The 12,269-nt window shown below is 67.7% G+C and carries 10 protein-coding genes; 4 read left to right on the top strand and 6 right to left on the bottom strand.

Annotated elements, in window-relative coordinates:
* Nucleotides 1–65: 65 nt before the first annotated feature.
* Together LDO27_RS00030 and LDO27_RS00035 are read left to right on the top strand one after the other, a co-directional pair.
* Nucleotides 66–329 (top strand): FecR/PupR family sigma factor regulator, encoded by a 264-nt coding sequence (locus tag LDO27_RS00030; protein WP_222209359.1) that lies wholly within the window; start codon nucleotides 66–68, stop codon nucleotides 327–329.
* Between the two features lie 207 nt (nucleotides 330–536).
* Nucleotides 537–1,088: an RNA polymerase factor sigma-70 gene (locus tag LDO27_RS00035; RefSeq protein ID WP_290368783.1), complete on the top strand. Its 552-nt coding sequence runs from the start codon at nucleotides 537–539 to the stop codon at nucleotides 1,086–1,088.
* 6 nt (nucleotides 1,089–1,094) lie between these two features.
* Here LDO27_RS00035 and LDO27_RS00040 read toward each other — a convergent pair whose 3' ends face one another.
* From LDO27_RS00040 to LDO27_RS00050, 3 genes are read right to left on the bottom strand one after another with little or no spacing between them, the layout of a single operon-like run.
* A complete protein-coding gene (locus tag LDO27_RS00040) occupies nucleotides 1,095–2,252 on the bottom strand; it encodes a CaiB/BaiF CoA transferase family protein (RefSeq protein WP_224038876.1) in 1,158 nt (385 codons plus the stop codon).
* A 13-nt stretch (nucleotides 2,253–2,265) separates the two neighbouring features.
* Nucleotides 2,266–3,234 (bottom strand): Bug family tripartite tricarboxylate transporter substrate binding protein, encoded by a 969-nt coding sequence (locus LDO27_RS00045; protein WP_224038878.1) that lies wholly within the window; start codon nucleotides 3,232–3,234, stop codon nucleotides 2,266–2,268.
* 36 nt (nucleotides 3,235–3,270) lie between these two features.
* Nucleotides 3,271–4,029: an enoyl-CoA hydratase/isomerase family protein gene (locus LDO27_RS00050; RefSeq protein WP_224038880.1), complete on the bottom strand. Its 759-nt coding sequence runs from the start codon at nucleotides 4,027–4,029 to the stop codon at nucleotides 3,271–3,273.
* A gap of 83 nt (nucleotides 4,030–4,112) precedes the next feature.
* Between LDO27_RS00050 and LDO27_RS00055 the strand changes: the two genes are divergently transcribed.
* Nucleotides 4,113–4,769, top strand: a complete 657-nt coding sequence (locus tag LDO27_RS00055; RefSeq protein WP_224038881.1) for a GntR family transcriptional regulator — start codon at nucleotides 4,113–4,115, stop codon at nucleotides 4,767–4,769.
* Between the two features lie 151 nt (nucleotides 4,770–4,920).
* Nucleotides 4,921–8,502 carry an error-prone DNA polymerase gene (locus LDO27_RS00060; RefSeq protein ID WP_224038883.1) on the top strand — a complete coding sequence of 1,194 codons (3,582 nt, stop codon included), beginning with the start codon at nucleotides 4,921–4,923 and terminating at the stop codon, nucleotides 8,500–8,502.
* 36 nt (nucleotides 8,503–8,538) lie between these two features.
* Here the strand turns inward: LDO27_RS00060 and LDO27_RS00065 are convergent, their stop codons facing one another.
* The 3 genes from LDO27_RS00065 to LDO27_RS00075 all read right to left on the bottom strand — a co-directional run bounded on the left by LDO27_RS00065 (nucleotide 8,539) and on the right by LDO27_RS00075 (nucleotide 12,238).
* Nucleotides 8,539–9,441, bottom strand: a complete 903-nt coding sequence (locus LDO27_RS00065; RefSeq protein WP_222209346.1) for a patatin-like phospholipase family protein — start codon at nucleotides 9,439–9,441, stop codon at nucleotides 8,539–8,541.
* A 227-nt stretch (nucleotides 9,442–9,668) separates the two neighbouring features.
* Nucleotides 9,669–11,633: a TRAP transporter large permease gene (locus LDO27_RS00070; RefSeq protein ID WP_224038885.1), complete on the bottom strand. Its 1,965-nt coding sequence runs from the start codon at nucleotides 11,631–11,633 to the stop codon at nucleotides 9,669–9,671.
* Nucleotides 11,630–12,238 carry a TRAP transporter small permease subunit gene (locus tag LDO27_RS00075; RefSeq protein WP_222209342.1) on the bottom strand — a complete coding sequence of 203 codons (609 nt, stop codon included), beginning with the start codon at nucleotides 12,236–12,238 and terminating at the stop codon, nucleotides 11,630–11,632. The genes LDO27_RS00070 and LDO27_RS00075 overlap by 4 nt, the downstream gene beginning before the upstream one ends.
* Between the last annotated feature and the right edge of the window lie 31 nt (nucleotides 12,239–12,269).

Raw genomic sequence — 12,269 nt, forward strand, 5'->3', positions numbered from 1 at the left:
ACAATCGCGTAACAGTCGCCGTCTCAGGGAAGCCGGCATGGAACAAGGCTTCAGGAGAGCTTTACGTGGTCGATTTACGGTCGTCTGGCACGGACCCCGCCTGGGAACAGGCCCTCGATTGGGTCATGCTGATGCGCGATGGCATGCTCGATGCCGAGGGCCAGCGGCGCCTCCTGCAATGGCTGGACCAGTCCGGTGGCCATGTCGAGGCGTTTCGCCAGGCGCTCCATGTCTGGCAGGCCACCGGCGCGCTGGCACCCGAATTCCAGGCGGCGCTGGAGCAACGCCTGATGCCGCCGTCCGACGATCGCTTCGTCCACGGTAGCTGAGCCTCCGGGGCTCGCTCCCATCCCCATCCCGGATCCCCATCTCCGACTCGCTTCTGTCATCTCCGCCGGGTAACGTTGCCCGGCGACTCCCCGCGCCTTGGAAAAATCGGCAAATCTGTTCGCTTCCAGATCAGTGTTCAATAATGCTTAATTGCGAATGATTCCTATTTGAGCTAGGATGACCGTCGATTTACGTGGGGGGAGAAGATGAACGAGCAGTCGATCACCGAGACCCGCGCGGCAGCGGAACCGCGGCAGATGAGCCAGGATCTGTTCGGCGCCTTTGTCAGCTACCGCCGGGCCCTGATAGACGCGGCGGCGCGCATCCTCGGATGCCGCGCCGGCGCGGAAGACGTGGTGCAGGACACCTTCGTCAAGCTGCTGGACCAGGACAACGGAATCATCGTCCGCCAGCCGGTTGGCTATCTGTTCCAGACCGTGCGCAATCTTGCCATCGATCGGCACCGCCGTGCGGCTCTCGAGCAGCGGCATGCCGGCAGCGAGGAGGACGGTCTGCTGGTTTCCAGCGATGCCGCCTCGCCCGAGGCCATCTCCCTGGGCCGCGAAGCGCTCGGCACCGTGACGCAGGCGCTGGCCGAACTGCCCGAACGCACGCAGATGGCATTCGAGATGTATCGCATTCGCGGGATGACGCAGAAGGATATCGCCGCGACGCTCGGTGTGTCCCCGACGCTGGTGAACTTCATGATCCGGGATGCGATGACGCATTGCCGGGAGGCGTTGTTCGCGAAGTCGTAGTCGCGTTCAGACGCCAAACTCCCTCACCAATCTGTGCCGATGCTCGTCGAGCTTCGGCGGATTTTTCACGTTGTCCAACCGCGTGGCCGTGCCCAGCTTGATCGGGTTGCCGGCGATGCGCAGCGATTTGCCGTCGCCGATCGTGACGTCGAGCAGCATGTCGCGCGCCTGCACATGCGGGTTGTCGAGCAACTCGGGCACCGTGTTCAGCGGCCCGTGCGGAACGCCCGCGGCCTCGAGCACCGTGGCCCAGTGCGCGGTCGTCGCCGCGCTCAGGCGCTCGTCCAGGCAGGCCTTGAGCGCGACATGGTTGTCGTTGCGCGCCTTCACGCTGTCGAACCGCGGGTCCGCTGCCCATTCGGGCCGGTCCAGTGCCTCGCATAGCCGCCGGAACAGCGCATCGTTGCCCACCGCCACGACGATAAAGCCGTCGCCCGTGGTGAACATGTCGAATGGCGTGATCGACGGATGGCGGGTGCCGAGCGGTGCCGGCACCTGTCCCGTCGCGGAATAGCGCGCGATCGGATTCTCCAGCAGGGCCACCTGGCAGTCGAGCATCGAGATGTCGACCCGCTCGCCGGTTCCCGTATGCGCGCGCTTGAGCAAGGCCGACTGAATGCCGATGGTCGCGTAGAGCCCGGCGCCGATATCCCCGATGGACACGCCCACGCGCGACGGGCTGCCGCCCGCTTCGCCGGTGACGCTCATGAGCCCGCCCATGGCCTGCACGACCATGTCGTAGGCGGGCCGGTTGCGATAGGGACCGGTTTGCCCGAAGCCGGAGATCGAGGCATAGACCAGCCGCGGATACTTCGCGTGCAGCGCGTCCCACGTGTAGCCGAGCTTCTCCATCACGCCGGCGCGGAAGTTCTCGACGAGGATATCGGCCTTGTCGAGCATCGCATCGAGCAGCCGCCTGTCGTCGGCCTGCTTCAGATCCAGCGCGATGGATTCCTTGTTGCGGTTGATCGAGGCGAAATACGCCGACTCGCCGTCGATGAACGGCCCGACGTGCCGCGAGTCGTCGCCTCCGTCCGGGTTCTCGACCTTGATGACGCGCGCGCCGAGGTCGGCCAGCATCATCGTGCAGTAGGGGCCGGACAGCACCCGCGTCAGATCGACGACGGTAATGCCGGCCAGCGGGAGGGAAGGGCTTGGGTTCACGGTGTGTCCTCGTTCAATCCAGCTTGGCGCCGCTCGACATGGCCAGGTCCACGCCGATCTTGCCTTCGCGCGCGGCGAACTCCTTGAATTCGGCTTGCGACGTTGAAGGCGCCACCTCGTCGCCATGCGCCATGAACTTCTTCTTCAGTTCGGGATTGGCGAGGACCTTGGCCGAGGCGGCGAACAGCTTGTCCACGATGGCCTGCGGCGTCTTGGCCGGGGCAAACAGGCCGTACCAGGCCGAGATGTCGTAGCCCTGGACGCCGCCTTCGGCGATGGTCGGGTACTGCGGCATGGCGGCCGAGCGCTTTGCCGAAGTCACGGCGATGCCCACGGCCTTGCCGCTTTCGATCATCGGCTGGATGGAAGGGGCGGTGGCGAACGTCAGCTGCACGTCGCCGGCCCCAACCGCCTGTGCGGAAGGGGCGCCGCCCTTGTAGGGGACATGCGCCATCTGCACGCCGGTCATCTTGCTGAACTGCACGCCGGCCAGATGCGTGATGACGCCGTTGCCCGACGACGAATAGTTCAGGGCGCCGGGTTTGGCCTTCGCCTTGGCGATCAGGTCCGCCACGCTGGTAATGCCGGCGTCCTTGTTGACCGCCAGCACCAGCGGCGCGGACACGAGACGCGTGATGGGAATGAAGTCGGACGGCTCGTACTTGATGTTCTTGTAGAGCACCTTGTCGCCGCCCATGACGCTGGCCGTAGCGATGTACAGCGTGTAGCCATCGGGTGCGGCCTTCGCGACGGTGTCGGCCGCGATGGTCGTGCCCGCTCCGGGCTTGTTCTCGATCAGCACGGGCTGGCCCAGTTCACGGCTGAGGGCATCGCCATAGAGCCGGGCGGTGTTGTCGGCACCGCCGCCGGCGGGGAAGCCGATCACGATGCGGATCGGCCGGTTGGGGTAGTGTTCCTGCGCCGCGGCCGTGCCTGCCAGCGTGATGGCCGCGACTGCCAGCCAGATGTTCTTTGTCGTCATCGTCCTTGTCTCCTGTGATCGGCTGCAGCTGTATCGCTACTTGCCCTTGAAAACCGGTGGCCTCTTTTCCTTCCAGGCCGCCGCTCCTTCCCGGATGTCCTCCGAGGATTCCGAGCGCCGCATATCCCGCTGGAGTGCCGCCGTGTCCAACGCCCCGCGGGAAATCGCATTCAGGTGCTGCTTCATGCCGAGCAGCGCGATCGGCGCCATGCCGGCCAGCGTGTCGCTCAGCGCTTCCACGCGCGCGGCCAGTGCGTCGGCCGGAACGAGCTCGGTCAGGAAGCCCACTTGCAGCATGGTGTCCGCATCGATCCGCTTGGCGGTCAGGAACAGCCGCTTGGCGGCGTTCAGGCCCAGCCGGCTGACATAGCGCTCCAGGCCGCCGCGATAGAAATGCAGACCCAGCCGGGCGGCTGGCATGAACATGTCGCACTCGGGTACCCCGATGCGGAAGTCGCAGGCCAGGCAAAGGTCGGTGGCGCCGCCATAGACGCCGCCCTGGATCGCCGCGATCGTGACCGGGCGCGCGTTCTCGATGGCGTCCATGACGTCGCCGAACACCACGGCGCCTTCCTCGGCGGCGCCACCGAGCGCGCCAATGTCGTAGCCGCTGCAAAAGTACTTGCCGGTGCTGGCAAAGCGCAGGACCAGCACGCTGTCGGTCGCATTGACCGTGTCGAGGTGACGTTGCAGGGCGTGGAGATCGGCGGGACTGAGCCGGTTCGCCACGTCGGGGCGGCGCAGCGTGATGGTGGCGACCGCGCCTTCGACGGTCAGTTGCGGGGTATCATTCATCGCGAGATATATCTGGTTTCGCTATTGATATATCTACGAAGGGTATAGATATAAGAGAAACCGCGCAAACAAGGGTATACCCCGTGCAATCACTTCAAGACCGTATTCGCGAATCCGTCGTGTCCGCCATCCATTCGGGGCGTCTGACGCCCGGCTCGCAGCTGGACGAACGGGCTCTGGCCGAGGAATTCGAGAGTTCGCGCACGCCGGTGCGCGAGGCGCTGCTGATGCTGGCGGCGCAGGGGCTGGTCACCATCGTGCCGCGCGCCGGCATCTTCGTGCACAAGCCGACGGCCGCCGAACTGGTGGCGATGTTCGAGACGCTCGCCGAGATGGAAGGGGTGGTGGCGCGCCTGGCCACGCAGCGCATCTCGGAGGCCGGCAAGAACGTCCTCGTGCGGGCGCACGAAGATGCGGGCCGTTATGTGGAAGCCGGCGATACGCCTGGCTACGTCGAGGCCAACCAACGCTTTCACGACGTGCTGTACCAGGCGACCGCCAACGCGTTTCTCGCCGAACAGATCGTGCAGTTGCGCCGGCGGCTGGCGATCTATGGCAACCGGAAGGGACTGATCAGTCCGGCGCGCGTCCCCAGTTCCTACCGCGAGCACGGCCTCGTGGTGGAGGCGGTGCTGGCCGGCAACCCCGACATGGCGGCCGAGGCCATGCGCAGCCACGTGTCGGCGGGGGGCAAGGCGATTGCGGATCTGGTGCTGATGGCCGGCGGGGCGGCGCCGTAAGCGCATCGCCGGGCGCTGGCTTCGCCGGCATGCCGTCCTGTGAGATACTGTATAAACATACAGTATCCAACATCGTCATCCCTCTCTCGCTGTTTGAGCCTGAAGCGGCATATTTTTGCAGCTGCCGACAGCGGGTTTGGGCGCAAGCGCCGTGTCCTCGCATTTCCCACCGCCCTCGCTGGCGGGCCTCTTTCCCTCGCTGCCCGACTATGTCGAGCTGCACTGCATATCGAACTTCACGTTCCTGACGGGTGCGTCGCATCCGGGCGAGTTGCTCGAGCGCGCGTTCGCGCTCGGCTATCGCGGGCTGGCGTTGACGGACGAGTGCTCGGTGGCCGGTACGGCGCGGGCGCACCATGCGCTCAAGACCCTGCGCGAGAGGGCCCGCGAGGCGGTGGCCCGCAGCGCGGCGCGGCTGGCGCGGGGCGACGCCGTCGATGACGAGGACCACGACGAGGATCTCGAGTGGGACGATATCGAGGCGGAGGTGGAAGCGGAGGCCCATGCCTATCGCAACGGGGAAAGCGCTGGCAACGGGGGGATTGGGGGCCAGGGCGGCCAGGGCGCCCAGGGCGCCCAGGGCGAGCCGCACCGTGCGCCCTTCGACGCCACCCTTGCCACGCTGACGGCGATGGCGGCGCTGCGAGGTGGCGGACATGGCGCGGCGCTGCAGGAGCGCTTGCGCCGCCATCACCGCCTGCAGGCCCGCGCGCGGGCCGCCGAGGATTTCAATCTGCTGATCGGCAGCCGGTTCAGGCTGACCGCCCAGGGGCCGCTGGCCGGCGCACCGTCCACGCTGTCGCCGCTGACGCTGGTGCTGATCGCGCAGGACCGCGACGGCTTCGGCAACCTGTGCGAGTTCATTACGCTGGGCCGCACGCGGGCGGAAAAGGGCAGCTATCTGCTGCATCCCGAAGACCTGGCCGAGCCCCAGCCGGCGCAGGCGCACCTGCGCGGCATGCCGGGGTGCCAGGCGCTGCTGCTGCCGGACTACTGCGTGGAACCAGACGTGTTGCGCGAGCAGGTGAACTGGTGCCGCGGCGTTTTCGGCGACCGCGTGTCGATCGCGCTGGAGCTGTTGCAGGGGCACGCCGATGCGCTGCACCGCGTCCGGCTCGAAACGGTTTCGGCCGAGACCGGCGTGCCGCTCGCGGCGGCGGGCGCCGTCACCATGCATGTGCGCTCGCGCAAGCCGCTCGCCGACGTGGTGACCGCGATCCGCCTGAGCCAGCCGCTGCCCCAGTGCGGCATGGCGCTGGCGTCCAATGCCGAGCAGCATCTGCGCATGCGCCAGCGGCTGTCGCGCCTGTATCCGGCCGAGGCGCTGGCGCAGACGCTGCGCATCGCGGCGGCCTGCGATTTCTCGCTGGACGCGCTGCGCTACGAGTACCCAGAGGAACTGGTGCCCGCGGGCCAGACGCCGATCGGCTATCTGCGCGAGCAGACGCTGGCCGGTGCCGCGTTGCGCTATCCGGGGGGCGTGCCGGCTTCGGTGCGCGAGCGGCTGGAGGACGAATTCCAGCTGATCGAGGAGAAGCGGTACGAGCCGTTCTTCCTCACCGTCTACGACATCGTGCGCTTCGCGCGCAGCCGCCAGATCCTGTGCCAGGGCCGCGGCTCGGCCGCCAATTCGGTGGTCTGCTATTGCCTGTACATCACCGAGGTGAGCCCGCAGCAGACCAATCTGCTGTTCGGCCGCTTTATCTCGCGTGAACGCGACGAGCCGCCCGATATCGATGTCGATTTCGAGCACCAGCGGCGCGAGGAGGTGATCCAGTACATCTACGAGAAGTACGGACGCCACCGCGCCGCGCTGGCCGCGTCGCTGATCACCTATCGCGCGCGCAGCGCGCTGCGCGACGTGGGGCGGGCGTTGGGTATCGACCCCGGTATCGTGGAGCAGGTGGTCAAGGGGCAGGCGTGGTGGGACAGCGGCGCCGAATTCATGAACCGCATCACCCGCTACGGACTTGACCCGGATGCGCCGGCGGTGCGGCAGTGGGCCAGCCTGACCGAGCAGTTGCGCGGCTTTCCGCGCCATCTGTCGCAGCATGTGGGCGGCTTCGTGATCGCGCGGCACAAGCTGTCGCGGCTGGTGCCGATCGAAAACGCCGCGATGAAGGATCGCAGCGTGATCCAATGGGACAAGGACGACCTGGAGTCGCTGGGCCTGCTCAAGGTCGACGTGCTGGCGCTGGGCATGCTCACCGCGATACGCCGGGCGCTCGCGCTGGTTCCGCGGCCCGGCGCCCCGCAGCGGGGCGAGACGTGCCGGATGGAGGATATCCCGCAGGACGACAAGGCAACCTACGAGATGCTGTGCCATGCCGATAGCATCGGCGTGTTCCAGGTGGAGTCGCGCGCCCAGCAATCGATGCTGCCGCGGCTGCAGCCCCGCCAGTACTACGACCTGGTGGTGCAGGTGGCCATCGTGCGGCCCGGCCCGATCCAGGGCGGCATGGTGCATCCCTACCTGAAGCGGCGCGAGCAGATGCGGCGCACCGGCAAGCCGCCGGTGTACGAGGACGAGGTCATCCGCAACGTGCTGGGCCGCACGCTGGGCGTGCCGATCTTCCAGGAGCAGGTGATGCAGCTGGCGATCGATGCGGCCGGCTTCACGCCGGGACAGGCCGACCAGTTGCGCCGTTCGATGGCGGCGTGGCGGCGCAAGGGCGATCTGCAGCGGCACCAGGCCGCCCTGGTGCGGGCGCTGACGCGCAACGGCTACCCGGAGGCCTTCGCGCAGGCGATCTGCAAGCAGATCGAGGGCTTCGGCGAATACGGTTTCCCGGAAAGCCACGCGGCCAGCTTTGCCAAGCTCGTCTATATCAGCGCCTGGATCAAGTGCCATCATCCGGCGGCGTTTCTCTGCGCCTTGCTCAACAGCCAGCCGATGGGCTTCTATTCGCCCTCGCAGCTGGTGCAGGATGCGCGGCGCCACGGCGTGCACACGCAGCCGGTCGACGTGACGGTGAGCCAGTGGGACAGCACGCTGGAGGCGCGGCCCGGCCAGCCGCATCCCGATGTTCGGCTGGGCCTGAACCGGGTCGGGGGCATGCGCGAGGCCGCGGCGCTGCGCATCGTCGCCGCGCGCGACGCGCGGCCGTTCGCGAGCGTGGAGGACCTGGTGCTGCGCGCCCGGCTGGACCGCCACGATATCGACGTGCTGGCCGCCGCCGACGCGCTGGCCGCGCTCGCCGGCCATCGCCGCCAGGCGCGCTGGCAGGCGCGCGCCGCCGCGGTGCAGGCATCGCATCGGGACCTGCTCTACGACGCCCCGCCGGCCGAGAGCGAACTGTCGCTGCCGGCGCCGCGCCTGGGCGAGGAACTGGTGGACGACTACGCCAGCCTGGGTCTGTCGCTGAAGGCGCATCCGCTTGCGCTGCTGCGCCGGCGGCTGGCGGCGATGGGTTTCGTCACGGCGCAGGATCTGGCGCGCTGCGGCAACGGGCGCAAGGTGCGCGCCTGCGGCATCGTCACCGTGCGCCAGCGCCCGTCCACCGCGAGCGGCACCATCTTCGCGTCGATCGAGGACGAAACCGGCTCGATCAACGTGATCCTGTGGCCCGATTTGGTGGAGCGGCAGCGCAAGGAAGTGCTGGGCGCGCCGTTGCTTGGGGTGACCGGCATCTGGCAGCGGCAGGGCGAGGTGAGGCACCTGGTGGCCCACGAACTGGTGGACCTGAGCCATCTGCTGGGCAGGCTGGTGGCGAACAGCCGGGACTTCCATTAGCGCGCGCGGCCAACAGGCATGGCCGACGCGGCGCCGCTAATGCGGTGCGGTGGTATGCAGATCCACGCTGCAGCTGGGATTCTCGGCGTCGTGCGTGTGCGGATGCAGGGCGCCGGGCACATGCCGCGCCGCCAGTCCGTCGGCCTTCAGCCACGCCATGGTGGCGGCGGCCGCGCGGTCGATCAACGGGCCGCACTGCGAGTAGTCGTAGGGCGATACGTCGAGCGGGCACAGCGGCGGCACCACGGAGATATGCGCGTGGTCGGACCACCTCTCCAGATCCTGCACCAGCTGCCGCGCGACCAGCAGCGACAGCGCATTGAAGGCATGCTCGATGGGCCCGCGCGGCTCGCGGCGCATCGCGCAGGCAAAGCCCGCGGGCAGCACCACGATACGGGTGGCGCCCAGCCGGATGGCGGTCGACACCGGCGTATTGTTGGCCACGCCCCCGTCGATCAGCGCACGGCCGCCAATCTGCACGGGCGGAAAGACGCCCGGGATGGCGGCGCTGGCCAGCACGGAGTCGACGATGGTGCCGGAGGACAGCACCACCTCCTCGCCGGTCTTCATGTCGGTCGCCACCACGTGCAGCGGCAGGGAGGCGGACTCGACCCGCTTGTCGCCGAAATGCCGGCTCAGCAGACGATGCAGCCCGATGGGCTCGACCAGATGATGGCGCCGGCCGCGCAGCATGTTCACTATGCCCGCCCAGGTCCACGGCATCACCTCCGCACGGCGGATGGTGCGCCACAGCGCCTCCAGCGTGCGCGTGCCTTCCACATGCGGATTGCAGGCGAAGTAGGCGCCGTTGATGGCGCCGGCCGATGCGCCGACCACGAAGTCCGGGGTCATGCCCCAGGCCACCAGCTCGCGCAGCATGCCGGCCTCGATCGCGCCCAGACTGCCGCCCCCGGCAAATACGAATGCGGTCTTTTCCATCTTGTCCCCGATGCAGCGCCGCTGTGCGCCGTCGTTACCTCGTGCTGAGGATAGGCGAGATTGGGCGGGATGGGCAATGGGCGGGGCGTGCCGCTATTGCGAAGGGTCACCCTCGCCCCGGCCCTGTCCCGCGAGCGGGACAGTGAGGCCACCGCGGGTTTGCTTCCCTTTCCCCGCCTGCGGCAGAGGGACGGAGGGCGACCGCCCCCACGAAGTCCCACCCCCGCTCACCGATACAACACCGTAGGCAGCCACAACCCGATCTCGGGAAACACATACAGCAGTACCAGCGCGACCACCTGGATCGCCATGAACGGCAGCATGCCGCCGAAGATCTGGTTCAGCGTGACGTGTGGCGGCGCCACGCCCTTCAGGTAGAACGCCGCCATCGCCACCGGCGGCGACAGGAAGGCGGTCTGCAGGTTCAGCGCCACCAGCAGCCCGAAAAACAGCGGATCGATGCCGAAGTTGTCCAGCAGCGGGATGAAGATCGGCATGAAGATGATGATGATCTCGGTCCATTCGAGCGGCCAGCCCAGCAGGAAGATCACCACCTGGGCCAGGATCATGAATTGCACCGGCGTCAGGTTCAGCGACAACACCCATTCCTCCACCAGCGCCTGTCCCCCCAGCAGCGCGAAGGCCGCGGAAAAGATGCTGGAGCCCACGAACAGCCAGCACACCATGGCGCTCGTCTTGGCGGTCAGGAACACCGATTCCTTGATCACGCCGAAGTTCAGGCGGCCATACGCGGCCGCCAGCACCGCGCCACCGACGGAGCCGACCGCCGCGGCCTCGGTGGGCGTGGCCAGACCGAACACGATGGAGCCCAGCACGGCGAGGATCAGTACCGCCAGCGGGAAGAACGACGACAGCAGCAGCTTGAAGATTTCCAGCCGCGCGAAGTCGAAACGCCAATAGAAGTACAGCAGCGCGATGCACGCCACGGCAAGCGTGATCCAGAACCACATCGGGGCCGGCAGCCGGGCCGGCCCGGACGCCTCGCCGTTGGTGTCGCTTTCGGCCGCCGTCGCCGGCGCGGCGCCCGACGGTGCCGGGGCCTCGGGCGCGGTCGTGGATGGCGGCGGTGACAACTGGTCTGCCGGGGGCGGCTCCAGGCTGTCCACCGGCGGAGGCTGCAAGCCGTCGGCCGGCGGCGCCTGCAGGCTGTCCACGCTCACGTCCGCGCTGCTGCCCAGGCTGCCCATCTCCACCAGTTCGTCCGCCGGCGTGATCGGCACCGGAGATGTCACCACGCTGTAGATGCCGGCCAACATCGCCGCCACCACCACACCCGGCATCAGCACGATGGCCAGCTGGCGCAGCATCACCCCGGTCGGCACGCCGGCATTGCGCGGACCTTTGATGCCCCGGACCAGCGCTGGCAACGCGCGGTCGCCGATGGTATCGCGCAGGCTCAGCGCGAACGCCGGCAGCGCGACTGCGCGCTCCTCTGCCGACAGCGGCGGCGCCAGATGCGGCTTGAGCTTGGCGATCAGCACGACATAGAGGATGTACAGCGCGGTCAGCATCAGGCCCGGAAAGAAGGCGCCCGCATAGAGCTGTACCACCGATACGCCGGCGGTCGCCCCATAGACGATCAGCAGCACCGACGGCGGAATCAGGATGCCAAGGCAGCCGCCGGCGGTGATCGCGCCGGCCGATACCGACGTGCTGTAGCCCGCGCGCAGCATCGCGGGCAGGGCGAGCAACCCCATCAGCGTAACCACCGCACCGACGATGCCCGTGGCCGTGGCGAAGATGGCGCAGGTCACGAGCGTCGCCACGCCGAGCGAGCCCGGAATCCAGGCCAGGGCCAGATGCAGGCTGCGGAACAGCCGCTCGATCAGGTTGGCGCGCTCTACCAGATATCCCATGAAGACGAACAGCGGCACGGAGATCAGCACGTCGTTGGTCATCACGGCGTACGCCCGCTGCACCATCAGGTCCAGCGTCTGCTGCACGGCGATGTTCGGGTCGGCATGCCGGTAGGCCAGCCAGGCGAACAGCACGCCCATGCCCATCAGCGTGAAGGCGGTCGGAAAGCCGAGCATGATCGCCACGACGATCAACGCCAGCATCAGCAGCCCCAGATGTCCGTTGGTCCACGTCGACGGCGCCGGCATGAACACGAACACCGCGATCACGATGGCGGCCATCAGGGTCACGCCGAACCACAGTTCCTTTCTCATCGTGCGGCACCTCGCGCGTGCGCCCCATCCGCGGGGTCTTCCACGCCGACCATCTCCTTGAGCTTGCCGACGTCGACCTCCTCCACATCGTCCTCGCGGCGTGGCCAATGGCCCCGGCGCAGGCACACCACGCAGCGGATCACCTCCGCCAGGCCCTGCAGCAGCAGCAGCGCGCCGGCCACGGGAATCACGGCCTTGAACGGATAAATTGGCGGCCCGTCCGCCGCGATGGACGAATGCTCGTTCTGCGCGAGCGAGACCTCGAAGAAGTCGATGCCGGCCCAGGCCAGTGCGATCACGCCCGGAAAGAAGAAGGCGAGATAGAGCACAAGGTCAATGCTCGCCTGCGCACGCGGCGAGAGAAACCCGTAGAGGATGTCGCCGCGGACATGGCCGCTCTTGGCGAGCGTATAGGCGCCCGCGAGCATGAACAGCGCGCCGTACAGCATGTTGCTGGCGTCGAACACCCACGCATGCGGTTCGCCCAGAACGTAGCGCGAGAAGACTTCGTAGCCGATCATCAGCGCGAGTGCGACGATCAGCCACGCGCCGGCCTTGCCGACGAAGGTGCTCACCTTGTCGATGAAAAAGAGTAGCGATTGCACGGGACCAGTCCCCTTGATGGCCGGCATGCGG

This window comes from Cupriavidus respiraculi, assembly GCF_914271545.1.
GTDB classification, from domain to species: domain Bacteria; phylum Pseudomonadota; class Gammaproteobacteria; order Burkholderiales; family Burkholderiaceae; genus Cupriavidus; species Cupriavidus respiraculi.

Bases quoted from the DNA above. Each gene is read 5' to 3' on its own strand.
- LDO27_RS00035 (WP_290368783.1), top strand. From the start codon at position 537: ATGAACGAGCAGTCGATCACCGAGACCCGCGCGGCAGCGGAACCGCGG.
- LDO27_RS00045 (WP_224038878.1), bottom strand. From the start codon at position 3,234: ATGACGACAAAGAACATCTGGCTGGCAGTCGCGGCCATCACGCTGGCA.
- LDO27_RS00050 (WP_224038880.1), bottom strand. From the start codon at position 4,029: ATGAATGATACCCCGCAACTGACCGTCGAAGGCGCGGTCGCCACCATC.
- LDO27_RS00065 (WP_222209346.1), bottom strand. From the start codon at position 9,441: ATGGAAAAGACCGCATTCGTATTTGCCGGGGGCGGCAGTCTGGGCGCG.
- LDO27_RS00070 (WP_224038885.1), bottom strand. From the start codon at position 11,633: ATGAGAAAGGAACTGTGGTTCGGCGTGACCCTGATGGCCGCCATCGTG.